15 protein-coding genes are annotated in these 15776 nt (G+C 73.9%); 10 read left to right on the forward strand and 5 right to left on the reverse strand.

Features of this window, described 5'->3' with window-relative positions:
- Positions 1 to 3: 3 nt before the first annotated feature.
- A complete protein-coding gene (locus tag ABT015_RS34850; protein ID WP_350886437.1) occupies positions 4 to 738 on the reverse strand; it encodes a response regulator in 735 nt (244 codons plus the stop codon).
- Entirely contained in the window at positions 735 to 1595 is an 861-nt protein-coding gene (locus tag ABT015_RS34855) for a sensor histidine kinase (protein WP_350886439.1), read from the reverse strand. The genes ABT015_RS34850 and ABT015_RS34855 overlap by 4 nt, the downstream gene beginning before the upstream one ends.
- A 138-nt stretch (positions 1596 to 1733) precedes the next feature.
- Between ABT015_RS34855 and ABT015_RS34860 the strand changes: the two genes are divergently transcribed.
- The 3 genes from ABT015_RS34860 to hemC all read left to right on the forward strand — a co-directional run bounded on the left by ABT015_RS34860 (position 1734) and on the right by hemC (position 5837).
- Positions 1734 to 2459: an ABC transporter ATP-binding protein gene (locus ABT015_RS34860; RefSeq protein ID WP_350886441.1), complete on the forward strand. Its 726-nt coding sequence runs from the start codon at positions 1734 to 1736 to the stop codon at positions 2457 to 2459.
- Positions 2456 to 4765 (forward strand): ABC transporter permease, encoded by a 2310-nt coding sequence (locus ABT015_RS34865; RefSeq protein ID WP_350886443.1) that lies wholly within the window; start codon positions 2456 to 2458, stop codon positions 4763 to 4765. Before ABT015_RS34860 ends, ABT015_RS34865 begins: the two co-directional genes overlap by 4 nt.
- A gap of 136 nt (positions 4766 to 4901) precedes the next feature.
- Positions 4902 to 5837, forward strand: coding sequence for a hydroxymethylbilane synthase (gene hemC / locus ABT015_RS34870; protein WP_350886445.1), 936 nt, complete (start codon positions 4902 to 4904; stop codon positions 5835 to 5837).
- A gap of 77 nt (positions 5838 to 5914) precedes the next feature.
- On the opposite strand, the gene ABT015_RS34875 is transcribed toward hemC, so the two are convergent.
- Positions 5915 to 6826, reverse strand: a complete 912-nt coding sequence (locus tag ABT015_RS34875) for an LLM class flavin-dependent oxidoreductase (protein WP_350886447.1) — start codon at positions 6824 to 6826, stop codon at positions 5915 to 5917.
- A 280-nt stretch (positions 6827 to 7106) separates the two neighbouring features.
- On the opposite strand from ABT015_RS34875, the gene ABT015_RS34880 reads away from it, so the two are divergent.
- On the forward strand, positions 7107 to 7913 hold the full coding sequence (locus ABT015_RS34880; RefSeq protein ID WP_350886449.1) for a nucleotidyltransferase domain-containing protein: 807 nt from the start codon (positions 7107 to 7109) through the stop codon (positions 7911 to 7913).
- An 18-nt stretch (positions 7914 to 7931) separates the two neighbouring features.
- Here the strand turns inward: ABT015_RS34880 and ABT015_RS34885 are convergent, their stop codons facing one another.
- Positions 7932 to 8723, reverse strand: a complete 792-nt coding sequence (locus ABT015_RS34885; RefSeq protein WP_350886451.1) for an AAC(3) family N-acetyltransferase — start codon at positions 8721 to 8723, stop codon at positions 7932 to 7934.
- 115 nt (positions 8724 to 8838) lie between these two features.
- Here ABT015_RS34885 and ABT015_RS34890 point away from each other — a divergent pair, with 115 nt between their 5' ends.
- The 4 genes from ABT015_RS34890 (at position 8839) to ABT015_RS34905 (ending at position 13756) form a co-directional block, all read left to right on the forward strand.
- Positions 8839 to 9180 carry a hypothetical protein gene (locus ABT015_RS34890; RefSeq protein WP_350886453.1) on the forward strand — a complete coding sequence of 114 codons (342 nt, stop codon included), beginning with the start codon at positions 8839 to 8841 and terminating at the stop codon, positions 9178 to 9180.
- A gap of 395 nt (positions 9181 to 9575) precedes the next feature.
- The gene (locus ABT015_RS34895) at positions 9576 to 9860 is read left to right on the forward strand and encodes a hypothetical protein (RefSeq protein ID WP_350886455.1); all 285 of its coding nucleotides are present in this window, start codon (positions 9576 to 9578) and stop codon (positions 9858 to 9860) included.
- A 28-nt stretch (positions 9861 to 9888) separates the two neighbouring features.
- Positions 9889 to 12339: an SAM-dependent methyltransferase gene (locus ABT015_RS34900; RefSeq protein WP_350886457.1), complete on the forward strand. Its 2451-nt coding sequence runs from the start codon at positions 9889 to 9891 to the stop codon at positions 12337 to 12339.
- 280 nt (positions 12340 to 12619) lie between these two features.
- On the forward strand, positions 12620 to 13756 hold the full coding sequence (locus ABT015_RS34905; protein WP_350886459.1) for an alpha/beta hydrolase family protein: 1137 nt from the start codon (positions 12620 to 12622) through the stop codon (positions 13754 to 13756).
- A gap of 1 nt (position 13757) precedes the next feature.
- On the opposite strand, the gene ABT015_RS34910 is transcribed toward ABT015_RS34905, so the two are convergent.
- Positions 13758 to 14045 (reverse strand): hypothetical protein, encoded by a 288-nt coding sequence (locus ABT015_RS34910; RefSeq protein WP_350886461.1) that lies wholly within the window; start codon positions 14043 to 14045, stop codon positions 13758 to 13760.
- Positions 14046 to 14434: 389 nt separating this feature from the next.
- Here ABT015_RS34910 and ABT015_RS34915 point away from each other — a divergent pair, with 389 nt between their 5' ends.
- Positions 14435 to 15121: a flavin reductase family protein gene (locus tag ABT015_RS34915; protein WP_350886463.1), complete on the forward strand. Its 687-nt coding sequence runs from the start codon at positions 14435 to 14437 to the stop codon at positions 15119 to 15121.
- 65 nt (positions 15122 to 15186) lie between these two features.
- Positions 15187 to 15681 (forward strand): DUF4240 domain-containing protein, encoded by a 495-nt coding sequence (locus tag ABT015_RS34920; protein WP_350886465.1) that lies wholly within the window; start codon positions 15187 to 15189, stop codon positions 15679 to 15681.
- The last annotated feature ends 95 nt before the right edge of the window (positions 15682 to 15776 follow it).

Below are 15776 nucleotides of genomic sequence, written 5' to 3' on the forward strand. Positions count from 1 at the left end.
ACATCAGTCGCCACCGCCTCCCGGCGAGACCAGCCCGGTCTCGTACGCGAGGACGACCGCCTGGGCCCGGTCGCGCAGGTCGAGCTTGGCGAAGATCCGGGCGACGTGTGTCTTCACCGTCGACTCGCTGAGCGTCAGTTCGGCCGCCAACTCGCTGTTGGACAGCCCGCGTCCGAGCAGCGCCAGCACCTCCGCCTCGCGCGGGGTGAGCGGGGCGAGGTTGCGGTGCAGCGGCGGGCCGTCGGCGCCGGGGGCGGGGCGCGGGGCGCCGGCCGCGAAGCGTTCGACCAGCCGCCGGGTGATCGAGGGGGCGAGCAGGGCGTCCCCGGTGTCCACCAGGCGTACGGCGGCGGCGAGATGGGCGGAGGTGACGTCCTTGAGCAGGAAGCCGCTGGCCCCGGCGGCGAGGGCGGCGTAGACGTAGTGGTCGAGGTCGAAGGTGGTCAGCATGATCACCCGGCAGCCGGGCGCCCGGGCGAGGATCCGGCGGGCGGCCTCCAGGCCGTCCATGCCGGGCATCCGGATGTCCAGCAGCGCGACGTCCGGCCGGTGCGCGACGGCGGCCGCCACCGCCTCGGCGCCGTCGGCGGCCTCGGCGACCACGTCGATGCCGCGCGCGGTGAGGATCATCCGGAAGCCGGTGCGGACGAGTTCCTGGTCGTCGGCGATCACCACCCGGGGGCGGCGCTCCCGCTCCGGCCGCTGCGCCGGCTCCCGTCGCACCTCGGCCCCGGTCACGGCCGGTCCAGCGGGATGCGGGCGCGGACCCGGTAGCCGCCGCCGAGCCGGCGCCGGGCGTCGAGGTCGCCGCCGTACACGGCGACGCGCTCGCGCAGGCCGAGCAGCCCGCGCCCGGCGCCGTCGGCCGGCCGGGCGGGCTGGGCGGGGCGGACGGGCTGGGCGGGGGCGCCCGCCAGTACGCTCGGCCCGCTGTTGAGCACTTCCACCCGCAGGTAGTGGTCCGCGTAGCGCACCGTCACCTCGGCCGTCACCCCGTCCCCGTGTTTGAGCGCGTTGGTCAGCGCCTCCTGGATGATCCGGTACGCCGTCACGTCGACGCCGCCGGGCAGTGGTCTCGGCTCGCCCGAGATCCGCACCTCCACCGGCAGCCCGGCGAAGGCGAACCGGTCGATCAGCGGCCCGAGCCGGCTCAGGCTGGGCTGCGGCGCGAAACCGTCCGCCTCCTCCTCGGTGCCGTCGGCGGCCGGGGCGAGCAGCCCGAGCAGGTGCCGCAGCTCCGTCATCGCGTCGCGCCCGGCGGCCTCGACGGCGCCCATCGCCGCCGCCGCCTCCCCGGGCAGGGTGGCGATCACCTCGCGCGCGGCCCCGGCCTGCACCACCATCAGACTCACGTTGTGGCTGACGATGTCGTGCAACTCGGCCGCGATGCGCGCCCGTTCGGCGTCGACGGCGGTACGGGCGGCGCTCTCCCGCTCCCGTTCCAGCAGCCAGCCGCGCTCGCCGATGGCCGCCCGGTGCAGCCGCCGCGCCCGGGCGAGCGCGACGCCCAGCCAGCCGGCCGCCGCGACCGCCGTACCCGCCACCGCCGCACTCGCCACCGCTACGGCGGCCCAGTTCGTCCCCGTTCCCCACACGCCGCCAGTTTCCCAGCCCAGACCATGATCGACATCATCCGGGAGTGCCGCCCGCGTACATCCCGGGTACTACGGCCGCCTCGGCTACACCCCGGGTGGGACGCCGGGCCCGGGGGCCCGCGCCTACCGTCGTCCACCATGAGCAACGACCACGACGGGACCACCCCGCCGGACGACGCGCAGACCGTCGTCGAGCTGTCCGGGGTCCACAAGGAGTTCGGCGACGCCAAGGCGCTCGACGGCGTCGACCTGCGGATCCGGGCGGGCGAGGCGGTCGCCGTGATGGGCCCCTCCGGGTGCGGCAAGTCCACCCTGCTGAACATGGTCGCCGGGCTGGACCGGCCGACCTCCGGCACCGTCCGGGTGCACGGCCAGGACCTCGGGCGGCTGAACGAGACCGGGCTGGCCCTGTTCCGCCGCCGCCACATCGGCATGATCTTCCAGTTCTTCAACCTGATCGACGACCTGCCCGCCCTCGACAACGTCGCCCTGGCCGCCCAGCTGACCGGCACCACGGCCCGCCAGGCACGCCGCCGCGCCCTGGAACTGCTGGACGAACTCGGCGTCGCACACCGCAGGGACACCTACCCGGCCGCGCTCAGCGGCGGCGAGCGCCAGCGGGTCGCGGTGGCCCGGGCCCTGATGAACCGCCCGGCGCTGCTGCTCGCGGACGAACCGACCGGCGCCCTGGACAGCCGCTCCGGCGAGCAGGTGATGGACCTGCTGATCGACCTCAACCAGATCGGCCAGACCCTGCTGATCGTCACCCACGACCCCGACCTGGCCACCCGCTGCGCCAGCCGCCTGGTCGAGGTCGCGGACGGCAGGGTGGCGCGCGAGCGGGCCCTGGAGGCGTCCGCATGACCGGCGCCGTGTGGCGGGCGTCCCGGGCGGCCGTGAAGCGCCGCCGGGTGCAGACCTTCGTGATCGGACTGGTCGTCTTCTGCTCCACCACGACCGTGCTGCTCGCCCTCGCGGTGATCAGCGCCGCCCGGGCCCCCTTCGACGACGCCTTCGCCGCCGAGCGCGGCGCCCACGTCGTGGCGGCCTTCGACCCGGCCAGGGCCTCGGCGGAGCAGCTGGCCGCCACCGCCCACCGGCCGGGCGTCGAGGCCGCCGCCGGGCCGTTCGACCAGGCCGTGGTGGAGATCCCCACCGACTGGGTCGGCCGCCCGCCGGGCCCGCTGACCCTGGTCGGCCGGGCCGATCCGGCCGGGCCGGTGGACCGGGTGCGGCTGCTCGGCGGCCGCTGGGCCACGGCGCCCGGCGAGGTGGTCGTCCAGCAACCGGGCGGCGGCGCCGCGGCGAGGTTCCTCGGCACCTCGCTCACCACCGCCACCGGGCTGAAGCTCACCATCGTCGGCTTCGCCGGCAGCATGAGCCAGTCCGCCGGCGGCTGGGTCGTCCCCGAGCAGGCGGCCGCCCTGCACCCCACCGGCCGCCAGATGCTCTACCGCTTCGCCGACGCGGACACCGAGCAACAGCTGACGGCCTCCCTCGGCGCGGCCACCGAGGGCCTGCCCGAGGGCGCGCTCGCCAGCGCGCAGTCGTACCTGGTGCTCAAGCAGGCCTTCTCCGCCGGCGCCGACGCCTACCTCCCGCTGATGACGGTCTTCGGCGTGCTCGGCCTGGTCGTCGCCGCGCTGATCGTCGGCAACGTGGTGAGCGGCGCGGTGGTCTCCGGCTACCGGCACATCGGCGTACTGAAGTCGATCGGCTTCACCCCGCGCCAGGTGGTCACGGTCTACCTGACCATGGTCTCGGTGCCCGCGGTCGTCGGCACGGTCCTCGGGACGGCGGCCGGCTGGGCGGGGGCGTACCCGATCCTGGAGACCGCCTTCAGCGGCATCTCGACCGGCACCGCCGTGATCGAGCCGTCCGGCTGGCTGCCCGCCGCCACCCTGGCCGGCGTCCCGCTGCTGGTCGTCGCCGCCGCGTTCGTCCCGGCCTCGCGCGCCCACCGGCTCTCCGCCGCCCAGGCGATCTCGGCCGGCAGCGCGCCGCGCACCGGGCGCGGGCTGAAGGTCCAGCGCCGGCTGAGCGGCACCCGGCTGCCGCGCGCCGTCAGCCTCGGCCTCGGCCAGCCCTTCGCCCGCCCGGGCCGGACGGCGCTGACCATGGCGGCGATCGTGCTCGGCGTGGTCACCGTGACGGTCACCACCGGCCTGAGCAGCACCCTGGCCAGGAGCATGGCCCCGGCCGACGACAAGACCCACGTCAACGTGCAGACCGGCCACTTCCAGAGCAACCCGGCCGAGCCGCGGCTCACCCCGGCCCAGACCGAGGCGATGCTGCGCGCCACCCCCGGAGCCGCGCAGGTCGTCACCCGGGGGCTGGTCCGGGTGGGCGTGGTCGGCCACACCCAGCCCGTCTTCATGGACTTCTACGGCGGCGACGACATCGCCGCCACCAGGTGGCTGCGGGTGGTCAAAGGCCGCCCGGCGACCGGGCCGGGCGAGGTCCAGGCCGGGCCGGCCTTCCTCGACCAGCGCGGGCTCAGGCTCGGCGACCGGATCACCCTGAGCCTGGAGGGCCGACAGCTGGCCGTCACCATCGTCGGCGAGGAGATCCAGGGCAACGCGAACGCGATCACCTCCAACGACACCACCCGGGCCGAGCTCACCCCCGACCCGCACACGGTCGAGTACGACGTGCGGCTCGCCGACGGCGCCGACACCGCGGCCTACCGGAAGGCGGTCACGGACGCCGACCCGAGCCTGACGCCCTCGGTGGTCGCCGCGAGTTCGGCGGGGCCCGTCGTCGCGATCCGGACCTTCAGCACGGTCTTCACCGTCCTGCTGTCGGTGGTCGCCTCGCTCGGCGTCTTCAACACCCTGCTGCTCAGCATCCGCGAGCGCCGCCGGGACATCGGCATGCTGAAGTCCATCGGCATGACGCCCCGCCAGGTCGTCGCGATGACGGTCACCTCGGTGGCCTGGCAGGGCGCGCTCAGCGGCGTCATCGGCATCCCGGTCGGGATCGTGGTGCACCGGCTGATCGCCGAGAACGTCCGGATCCTGGCCTTCCCGGAGCACATGATCGACGTCTGGGGCGCCCCGCTGCTCGCCGGGCTCGCGCTGGCGGGCGTCGCGATCGCCGTCCTCGGCGCCCTCGTCCCGGCCCGCTCGGCGGCCCGGCTGCCGATCGCCGAGGTGCTGCACAACGAGTGAGCGGGGGCGGCGCGCGGACGGCACCCGGATGGTCGGACGGTCCGCCGCCCGGCCGTCCGGGTGCCGTCCGACGGACCTTCGTCCGCATGGCTGACGCCGGGTCAAGGCCCGGCGTTCGAGCGCCTATCATCGCGCCATGGCCACCGCTGAGCTGATCCGCATCGTCTCCCGCTCCTCGCCCATGGCGCTCGCCCAGGTCGAGCGGGTCCGCGCCGAACTCGCCGCCCTGCACCCGGGCCTGCGCACCGAGGTGGTGCCGGTCACCACCTCCGGCGACCGCTGGATGGGCGACCTCGCCCGGCTGGGCGGGAAGGGCGCGTTCACCAAGGAGGTCGACGCCGCGCTGCTCGCCGGGGAGGCCGACGTCGCCGTGCACTGCCTCAAGGACGTGCCCGCCGACCGCCCGCTGCCCGCCGGCACCGTCTTCGCCGCCTACCTGCGCCGCGACGACATCCGCGACGCCCTCGTCCACCCCGGCGGCCTGACCCTCGCCGAACTGCCGCCCGGCACCCGGATCGGCACCTCCTCCGTCCGCCGGGTCGCCCAACTCGCCGCCTCCCACCCCCACCTGGTGTGCGTGCCGATCCGCGGCAACGCCAACAGCCGGCTGGCCAAGCTGGCCGCCGGGGAGGCCGACGCGCTGCTGCTCGCCGTCTCCGGGCTGGAGCGGATCGGCGAGCAGGCGCGGATCACCGAGATCCTGGACCTCGACGCGATGTGCCCGCCGATCGGCGCCGGGATCCTCGTCCTGCAGTGCCGCGAGGACGACGTCGTCACCGTCGACGCGGTCGCCGCGCTCGGCCACCGCGACACCTGGCGCGAGGCGGCGGCCGAGCGGATGTTCCTGCACGTCCTCCAGGGCCACTGCAACAGCCCGATCGCCGGCTACGCCAAGGCCGAACCGGACGGTCGGCTCTCGATGCGTGGCCGGGTCTTCAGCCCGGACGGCAAGCAGGTGCTGGACGCCCACGAGTGGGCCGGCGCGCTCAGCCCCGAGGACCTCGGCACCTCCACGGCGCTGGCACTCAAGCGGCAGGGTGCACAGGAGCTGATCGCGGGCATCCCGCACTGATCTCCCGCATCCCGCACCGACCCCGGCATCCAGCGCTGACCCCTGGCATCCCGCACTGACCCCCGGCTCTGCGACCGCTACCGGAACAGCAGTTCGGCGAAGCGGTCCACCTGGTCCACCTCGGGGGACCAGCAGTACAGCATCACCTCGTCCGCGCCGATGGCCGTGAACCCGGCCACGGCGGCCCGGACCGCCTCCGGCGTGGTGAGCAGGCCCTCCTCCATCCGGTCGGCGCGGCCGCTGGACTCGTAGTACGCGCGGATGTTGCGCCGGGCCTGCTCGACCGTCTCCGCCGAGCCGAGGACGGCGTTCGCCTGGGCGACCAGCCGGGGCCGGCCGTCGCGGCCGTGCCGCTGCCAGGACTTCTCGACGTCCTGGAACAGCCCGGCCATCGCCTCCGGCGGCACCCCCGCGCCGAGGAAGCCGTCCCCGAACCGGCCGACCCGGTCCAGCGCGGCCGGGGCGAAGCCGCCGAACAGCACCTCGGGGCCGCCCGGCGTCACCGGCGCGGGCCCGACCGGGCCGACCCCCTCGCCGAACGGCTCACCGGCCCAGAGACGGCGCAGCACCGCCATCCGCTCGTCCAGGAGCCGGCCCCGGCGGCGCGGGTCGACGCCGGCGGCCAGGAAGTCGTCCTCCCGGGCGCCGACGCCGAGGCCGAGCGTGAACCGCCCGCCGGAGAGCAGGTCCAGGGTGGCGGTCTGCTTGGCGAGCAGCGCGGGGACGTGGTGCGGAGCGAGCAGTACCTCGGTCTGCAGGCGGACGCGGGACGTGGCGCCGGCCAGGGCGGCCAGCGTCACCAGCGGCTCGGGGTTGTCGAACACCACCCGGTCCGCCAGGCCCAGCGTGCTGAACTGGCCGGCGTCGGCCCGCCGGGCCCACTCGAACAGCAGGACGGGGTCCTGGAGGGGCAGACCGAGGCCGATCTTGACGGCCTGCGGGGCGGGCTGCGGGGCGGGCTGTGAGGTGGGCTGAGGGTCGGGCTGCATGGGGATCATCCTCCGGAGGGCAGGCCGCATACGGGCGCCGCCCCTCCGTGGGCCCGAGCGGTGCGAGGCCCTGCTCCCCGTCCTGCGGCTCGTCGTTGCGGGGAGCGTGCTCGTCGGAGTGCGGCGACGGTGGCGCGAGGTGTTCCCCGGGTTCAACGCCGTTCCCCTCGCGTCCGTGCCTGGAATGATGCCCGGTCATCGCCGGAGAGTTGGCGATTCGCCATGCCAGGCGTCCGAAATCGGCTCGCCTGAGGGGTGCGGGAACCGGCAGAGTACGCCCATGACCACCGCGGGACTGGACGACGACGGCTTCATCGCACGGGAGGGCTCATTGGCCCGGGTGCCCCAGGCGTTCGCACCCGTGGTCGCCGCCGCCCGGACGCTGATCGCCGAGGTCTTCGACCGCCCCCGGCTGCACAGCGCCTACCTCTACGGCAGCATCCCGCGCGGCACCGCGATCCCCGAGGTCTCCGATCTCGATCTCCTGCTCGCCCTGAGGCAGGAGCCCTCCGCCGCCGACCGGGCTGATGCCGATGCGCTCGAATCCCGGCTCGATGCTTCCTTCCCGCAGGTCAACGGTGTCGGAATCCTCCTGTTCAGCGCCGACACGCTGCTGAGCGAGCTCGAACGTCACGATCTGGGCTGGTTCGTGGCCTGCCTGTGCACGCCTTTGCTCGGTGACGACCTCGCCGCCGGACTGCCCCGCTACCGCCCCACCTCCACGCTCGCCCGCGAGACCAACGGCGATCTCGCCCTTGCCCTCCCGCGCTGGCGCGAGCGGGCGGGCTCGGCCGGTACGCCCGCCGAGCGCCGGGCGCTCAGCCGCGCAGTCGCCCGCCGGATCGTGCGGACGGGCTTCACCCTGGTGATGCCGCGGTGGGGTGGCTGGACCAGTGATCTCACCGAGTCCGCCGGCGCGTTCGCCCGCTACTACCCGGAGCGCGCCGAGCAGATGCGTCTGGCGGCGGCCGCGGCCCGTACGCCGACGGCGGACCCGGCCGTCCTCAAGGTGCTCACCGAGGACCTCGGGCCGTGGCTGGCTGCCGAGTACACCGCCGTCCACGGGGAGAAGACGCCCCGGACCTGACATCGGACACGTCCTGTCCTACGCCCGGTGCTCGGGCAGCCAGTGCTGCGCGTAGGCGACGGCGTCGCGGAGGCGGAAGAGGCGGGTGGTGGCGGCGCCGACCGTGGCGTGGCGGACGGACTTCGGGCGGTCGGCCTCGAAGGCGGTGCCGAGTTCGGCGAAGTCGTCGGCGCAGACGGCCCGGTCGCGGACGGTGAGCCGTTGCCGGCCCTCGGGGGTGAGGGCGGCGAAGGAGATGTCCTCGCTCGGGCCCGGGACGCGGTATTCGGCGAGGTGGAAGCAGGTGCAGGAGCCGAAGTCGACGCCCAGCAGCAGGACCTGGGCGTCGCGGTCCTCCAGCCGGGCGAGCGGGCTGGATTCGCCGAGCAGGCAGTCGAGGGCGTGTCCGTCGGTGGTCTCGGCGGCGCCCGGGCCGAGGGCGGCGAAGGAGGTCTGCGGGTGGGCGCTGCGCCGGGCGCCGGGCCAGGTCCGGACGGTCTCGGGGATGGCGCCCATTCCCAGGGTCGGGCTCACCTGCGGGTCGTACGCGGGCCAGGACGCCCGGATGTCGGGCCACCAGGCCTTCGGCACCGGCGGGTTGGACCAGCCGGCGGGGTCGGAGTTGTCCCCGGTGTGGGTGGGGACGGCGAGGGTGCCGGTCGGTCCGAGGGCGTCGAGCAGGGCCTGGACGACGGCGACCGGTCCGCCGGAGACCCAGCCGAGGGAGCGCAGCGAGGAGTGCACGAGCAGCGTGCCGCCGGGTTCGACCCCGGCGGCGAGCAGCTCGGCGGCGAGTGACTGGCGGGTGCAGAGGGGGCCGTTGACGCGCATCGGGCCAGCTTGCAGGTCGGCGGGCCGGGTGCGCCAGCGGGTTTATTTCCCTCGCCCGGACACCGCTCGCGTGCCGCTTCTGACGCGTCGCCAAATTGGTCTCGACCATTTGGTCTTGACCATTGCTTTGGGTTCGGAGGTGGAGGAGGATCACCGCGAAGCGCCGGGCGGCGGACTCCGGCGCTCCTCTTGGAGGGAAGAAGGCACCGGCATGGCAATGCGCAAAGCGGTTTCCACCATGGCCCTTGCTGGACTGCTGGCTGCGGGCGGGCTGATGGCCGCCCCGGCTGCTCAGGCATCCACGAGCGTGACGACCGGATACGTCTATGTCGGCATGTACCCGAGCGGCGCCGCGTGCGACGCCGCGGGTCGGGCCTACGTGGCCCGGGGCGAGGCGGTCAGCTACTTCTGTGACGTCGCCCCGAACACGGCCCGCCTCTCCATCTGGCCCTGGTAGGCGGGCGGGAGCGGCAGGCCGCCGGCCGGGCGGCCTGACCCCGAGCTCCTTGTGAAGGTTGATGGTCGCGGAGCAGGAAGTCGGTCCCGCCGACTTCCTGCTCCGTCTGTAGGTGGCCCTGCTCGTCGGTCGCCGAGCCCCGCGAGCCCGGCCGCCGGCTGATCGAGGACACCGAAGGCCGCCTCTCCGTCCCCGGCGCCGGCACCGAACTCGCCCGGGACCGCAAGCGCGTCCTGCGCACCCGGACAGCTGGGGACTGTCGGCATCCGGCGTCGACGTGTCGGGTGAGCCGGCCGTGTTCCGCTGCGGGGCTGTCGGCGCGAACCGGTGTTCAGTAGCATGAGAGCGCCAAGGTCCGTGGCTCCGAGGGGACGAGTGACTGTCGAGTGCCTACCGTGACCGCAAGCAGCCCGGCCTTCGACGTCGTAGACATCGACGTGGACGCCGACCTCGCGCTGGACGTCGACACCGCGCTGGACGCCGACACCGCGCTGGACGCCGACACCGCCGCCGACCGGCCCTTCCGCCAGGTCGGCCGGACGGACTCCGACCTGGACAGCCCGATCCTGACGGAGCCCGCGCCGCAGATCACCCAGATGGACTTCGAGGTGGACGCCCCGGGCCTGATGGACCCCCCGCCGCAGGTCGTCCAGCTGGACTTCGCCGTCGATATCGCCTGACGCCGCCGACACCGACCGACGCCGCCCGATGGACCCGGACCGCCCGTACGGCCGCCCCTTCGACCGCTTCCCGACCCGCCGCGAGCACGAGGACCGCTGGGCGGAACTGGCCCGGTCCATCGCCGCCGCCCGCGGTCCGGGCCGCCCCGAGCTGGACGGCGGGACCGTCGAACCAGCCACGCCCAAGGGAGAGTTGACCGTACTCGGCTCCGGCATCGAGGCGGCCGGGTTCACCCGCGCCGACGAGCGGCTGCTCCGCGAGGCGGACCACGTCTTCCACTGCGTCGCCGACCCGGTGACGGTGGTGCGGATCAAGGCCTGGCGGCCCGACTCCTACGACCTCGGCGTCCTCTACGACGACGCCAAGGACCGCTATCTGACGTACGTGCAGATGTCCGAGGCGATCCTGCACTTCGTCCGGGCCGGACGGCGGGTGGCGGCGGTCTTCTACGGCCATCCGGGCGTGTTCGTCCTCTCCAGCCACCGCGCCGTCCGGATCGCCCGCCGCGAGGGCCACACGGCCGTGATGCGGCCGGGGATCAGCGCGCTGGACGTCCTGTGCGCCGACCTCGGCGTGGACCCGAGCAGCCCCGGCATGCAGACCTTCGAGGCCTCGGACCTGCTGATCCGCGGCCGGCGGATCGACCCGGGCCTGCACCTGGTGCTCTGGCAGGTCGGGCTGGTCGGCGAACTCGGCTACCAGCGCACCGGGTTCTTCAACCACCGGCTGCCCGTCCTGGTCGACCGGTTGGAGGAGGTCTACGGCCCCGACCACCCCGTGGTCAACTACATCGGCGCCCGCTACCGGGGCACCGCCCCCGTCACCGACCGGCACACCGTCGCCGGGCTCCGGGACCGGGCCGTGCAGCGGACCGTCACCAGCGCCTCCACCTGGTACCTCCCGCCGGCTGTCGCCGCCCCGGCCGACCCGCGGATGCTGGAGCGGCTGGGCCTGATCCGGCCCGGCCAGACCGTGCGGCCGCCCACCGGCCCGGTCCGGAACATCGACGAGTACGGGCCGCGCGAACTCGCCGCCCTCGACGGCTTCACGGACTTCCACGTCCCCGGCGGCTACCACTGGCAGGAGGACACGCCCGCCGCCCGCTTCGTCCTCGCCCTGGGGGAGGACGGCGCCCTGCGCGAGCGCTTCGTCCGGGAGCCCGAGGCGGCGGTGGCGTCCTGGGCGCCGCCGGACCTCGCCGACGCCGAACGCGCCCTGCTGGCCCGCCGCGAGGACGCGGCCATGCAGGCCGCCGCCAAGGGCCGCTACCGGCGGCCGACCCCGGAGGCGGCGAGGAGGCTGCGCACCCTGCTCACCCGCAAGTCGGAGGCGCGCGCGCTGCTCCGGTCGGTGCGCGACGGCGGGCTCGGGGTCGGCGGGCTCGGGGGCGGCGGGCTCGGGGTCGACGGGAGCAGTATCCGTCGCGACCTGGACACCGTCCTGGCCGAGGCCCTGTACCCGTGGACGGGCCTCTACGGCACGCCGGACGGCGACCTCGACGTCTACGTCCTGGGCCGCGCCACCGACCCGCCCCGGCACCGGATCCACGTCAACGGCCGGCGGATCACCGCCCCGCGCCACGACCACGGCGTGCTGCGCTGGCGGGTCGAGGACGGCAACGACTGTGGTGGCGAACTGCGCACCGAGGTCGGCCGGGACGGGCGGCGCCGGCTGGTCGGCGCGGTGTGGCCCGCCGGGCGGGTGGCGTCGGCGGAGTTCTCGGTGCAGCTCGCCGAGTACGCCCTGCCGGACGTGCCGCCGCTCGCCGACCTGGTCGGCGACTACCGGGCGGCGGACGAGGCCGGGCGCGAACTGGTCGTCTCCGTCGGGCCGGGCGGGGACGGCCCGGCACCGCGGGTCCGCGTCACGGTCGACGGCGTGCCCACGGCGGCCGCCGTCGTGGTCGGCCCGGCGGGCTTCGAGGTGGACGGCGTCGCCGTCCCCTACGCCCAGGCCGTGGCGGCATCGGCCGTGCCACCGTATCTGTACGGCTGCTACCGGGTGCAGCTGCCGGGTGGCCGCGGCGCGCAGCTGCGGGTGGCCGAGGACGGCATCGCCCTCGACGAACAGCCCATCCTCCACGCGGAGTTCACCGGCAGGCGCCTCACCTGGCGCGACGGCCCGGCACCGCTGCCGTCCGCCGAACTGACCCTGCTGCTCGACCCGATCACCCTGCACCCGATGCTCACCGGCACCGGCACCGGCACCGGCACCGGCGCCGGCCACGCGACCGGCACCGGCCACGCGACCGGCGGACCGCCGCTGCCGGTGGTCGGCATGGTGCCGGTCGCCGCCGAAGCGGCCGAACGCCTGGCCGCTCGCCCGCAGTTCGGCCTCCCGGCCGGGCCGTGGGCGCACCTGACGGCGCTCGCCGCCGAGGCGAGTCACGGCGGCGGCCTGTTCTGGTGGCACGGCTGGGAACAGTCCGCCACCGCCCTGCACACGGTCCGGCGCGCGCTCTGGGAGGCGGGTCTCTGACCGCGTAGCCCTCCAGGGCCGGACAGGGCCCAGCCGCGCCGCCGTCGATCGGACACCCCTTCACCGCGGGCCGCCACCGTCCACGCAGCAGCGATCGGGTCGCCCTCGACAACTCCGGCTCACAGGAGCTGTCATGACGTCCCGTAGGGAAGTTCCACGCAGAAATCGGGGGACTTGTCGGGGGTCCACCCGGATGTCGCACCTTCGCGCCAGCGGAAGAATCGCCGCCATGGAGACAACCCGGCGGGCAACCAGATACGCGGTGAGCTGTGCCACCGCCATGGCGATCATCCCCCTGAGCGTGTCGGCCCCGGCTGTCGCGGCACCCACCGCGGCACCGCTGACGGCGTCCAGTGCGCCGAAGGCCCGGACGGCGAGTGCGTTGTCGTTGCCGAGGCCGACCGGGCCGTACGCGGTCGGTCGTGACACCCTGCACCTCGTCGACGATCGGCGTGCCGATCCGTGGGCACCGCAGTCGGGACCGCGACAGTTGATGGTCGACCTCTACTACCCTGCCCGCGCCAACAGCGGCACGCCTGCCGCGTACATGAGCACCGCCGAAGCGTCGGCGCTGATCACCTATGCCGGTCTGTCGGGGGCCCTCGAACCGGCCCGCCTCGCCGACACCCGTACCTGGGCCCGGGCCGACGCGGCACCGGTGCGGGGCCACTACCCGCTCGTCGTCCTGTCTCCCGGTTTCACGGTGCCCCGCTACACCCTCACCGCGCTGGCCGAGGAACTGAGCAGCCGGGGATTCGTGGTGGCGACCGTCGACCACGCCCACGAATCGGCGGCCACCCGCTTTCCGGACGGCATCCTGCCCTGTACGGCGTGCGACGAGTACAACTCCGGCGCCGCCACCCAGGAACAGATCGCCGCAGGCCGCGCCCGGGACGTTTCCTTCCTGCTCACCGAGCTCACCGGTCCGCGCCCGGTGTGGCGGTACTCCACGCTCATCGATCCGGCGAGGATCGGCATGGCCGGACACTCCGTCGGCGGCGATGCGACCCTGGCCGCCATGGGCGCGGACCGACGCGTGCTGGCCGGTGTCGACCTCGACGGCGCCATCACCCCACCGGTTCCCGCGACCGGCATCGGCGGCCGCCCGGTCCTGCTGATCGCGGCGGCGGACCCGAGCGGCCCGGACATCGTGCCGTCCTGGAAGAGCAGTTGGCCGAACCTGGACGGATGGAAGCGCCGGCTCGCCGTCGCCGGCGCCGACCACTACACCTTCACCGACCTGGACTACCTGGTCAACGAGAGCGGCGTGCTGCCCATTCCGAACGCCCCCCGGTCGATCGCGATCACCACCGGCTATGTCGGCGCCTTCTTCGAACGCCAACTCAACGGAACCTGCGAGCCGTTGCTCAACGGCCCCAGCCGGGACTTTCCCGAGGTGACCTTCACCGGCCCCTGACTCACTTTCCCGGCAGCCGCCCCTGGCACGAATACACCGGCGGAGTGCCGTCCGTGAGGACGGGCTCCTCGTAGCACTCGACGCGCAGGTCTCCGCGCACGTCTTCGAGTTCGTAGAGCGCCTCCGCCAGAAAGGCGTCGGCCCAGGCCTCGATCGACATCGTCTTGAGCGCGTGGTTCGAGACCTGGGAGAGCGGTCCGCGATCCATCGCCACCCACTCCGGTGCGACGTCCGAACGGAACATCAGCCGCCACCAGTACGGCTGCCAGTACGGCCTCTTCCGCTGCAACGAGACCAGCTCCCGGTGTCCTTGAGACGAGGCGGTCGTACCCCGACATCCGTGAAACGACGGCTTCCAGGGCCGAACGGTTGCCTCGACGCAACCCGTACAGCGGGGACCGGCCCTGCCGTACCTCCGGAGATGAGCATCCGCAGAATGTCCGTCTACGGATGCTGACTTCGGCGAGGAGCACTTTGAGTAACGTGGCATGGCACGGCATGGCTCGGGCCGCCATCCGGACCCGAATCGCTTGCGACTGCTGGGCGTCGGCCACCTGGCCCCGTCGCGCCTCCTCGCGTGGTGCCCCGCGGCCGTCGGCCCCGGCCATGTGATGGTCCGACTGGTCGACGGGGATCCTTCGGTCCGCACCGAAGGATCCCCGCCCTACCGTCGATTCCGTGAACACCATGACACCCGGCAGTACACGGACCGACGCGTGGACCGACACGCGGACCGACACGCGCATTGACGGCTCGGCGGACGCGGACCACGTGGTCATCTCGCCGAGCATCCTCTACTTCGGCACACCCGTCGTCCTGCTCTCCACGGAGAACGGGGACGGCACCGCCAACCTCGCGCCGATGTCCTCGGCCTGGGCCCTCGGCCAGGTGATCGTCCTCGGCCTGGGGGCCGAGGCGCAGACCGCGCACAACCTCCGCAGCCGACCCGAGCTGGTGATCAACCTGCCCGCGCCGACCCAGTGGCCGGCGGTCGAACGACTCGCGCCGCTCACCGGGCGCACCCCCGTACCCGCGAACAAGCGGGACGCCTTCCGGTTCGAGCGGGACAAGTTCGCGGCCGCGGGACTGCGGCCCGAGTCCTCCGAACTCGTCCGGCCGCCGCGAGTCGCCGAATGCCCCCTGCAACTGGAGGCCCGTGCCGCCCGGATCCAGCCCGACGCCTCCGGCGGGTTCCTCATCGTCGAAGCCCACGTGCTCAAGGTCCATGCCGATCCGCGCATCGTCGTCCCCGGCTCCCAGCACGTCGACCCGGCCCGCTGGAGCCCGCTGATCTACAACTTCCGCCACTACTACGGACTCGGCCCCGAACTCGGCCACAGCTTCCGTACTCAGACACCCCGCTGAAACCGCTGAAACCGTTCTGCCGTTTGCGCGAGAGAGTGTCGGCCCCGACTGCCAGGGTGACGGGCATGGACCTCGACACCTTCTGGCAGATCATCGACGACACCCGCGCCGACGCCGCCGACGGGAGCGAACACGCCGACGCGCTCACCGAACACCTCGCCGGCCTGGCGCCCGATGAGATCGCCGACTTCGACCGGCACTACGCGCAGCAGAAGGCCCGCTCCCGCACCTGGCTGCTCTGGGGCGCGGGCTACCTCGTCAACGGCGGCTGCAGCGACGACGGCTTCGACTACTTCCGCGACTGGCTGATAGGAGCCGGCCGCGACCTCTTCGAACAGGCCCTCGCCGACCCGGACAGCCTCGCCGAACTCCTCACCCCTGACCAGGAGGAACTGGAGGCCGAAGACCTCGCCTACGCGGCCACCCGCGCCTACCGCCGACTCACCGGCACCGACCTCCCCTCCAACGACACCACCTCCGGCCCCCCGACCGGCGAACCCTGGCAGGACGAAGACCTCCCCACCCTCCTCCCCCACCTCTCAGCCCGCTTCGCTGCCTAGCCCCAATGCCGGTGACTTTAGGTTGTTGCCGGCTGGGTGATCGTGACGGTTGCCGGTATTGGTGGTGGCCAGTTGCGGTGCTGGGCGCGTTTGAG

Origin of the sequence: Kitasatospora sp. NPDC094016 (genome assembly GCF_040304045.1) — a bacterium.
GTDB lineage: Bacteria > Actinomycetota > Actinomycetes > Streptomycetales > Streptomycetaceae > Kitasatospora.

Bases quoted from the DNA above. Each gene is read 5' to 3' on its own strand.
- ABT015_RS34860 (WP_350886441.1), top strand. From the start codon at position 1,734: ATGAGCAACGACCACGACGGGACCACCCCGCCGGACGACGCGCAGACC.
- ABT015_RS34865 (WP_350886443.1), top strand. From the start codon at position 2,456: ATGACCGGCGCCGTGTGGCGGGCGTCCCGGGCGGCCGTGAAGCGCCGC.
- hemC (WP_350886445.1), top strand. From the start codon at position 4,902: ATGGCCACCGCTGAGCTGATCCGCATCGTCTCCCGCTCCTCGCCCATG.
- ABT015_RS34875 (WP_350886447.1), bottom strand. From the start codon at position 6,826: ATGCAGCCCGACCCTCAGCCCACCTCACAGCCCGCCCCGCAGCCCGCC.
- ABT015_RS34880 (WP_350886449.1), top strand. From the start codon at position 7,107: ATGACCACCGCGGGACTGGACGACGACGGCTTCATCGCACGGGAGGGC.
- ABT015_RS34885 (WP_350886451.1), bottom strand. From the start codon at position 8,723: ATGCGCGTCAACGGCCCCCTCTGCACCCGCCAGTCACTCGCCGCCGAG.
- ABT015_RS34900 (WP_350886457.1), top strand. From the start codon at position 9,889: ATGGACCCGGACCGCCCGTACGGCCGCCCCTTCGACCGCTTCCCGACC.
- ABT015_RS34905 (WP_350886459.1), top strand. From the start codon at position 12,620: ATGGCGATCATCCCCCTGAGCGTGTCGGCCCCGGCTGTCGCGGCACCC.
- ABT015_RS34920 (WP_350886465.1), top strand. From the start codon at position 15,187: ATGGACCTCGACACCTTCTGGCAGATCATCGACGACACCCGCGCCGAC.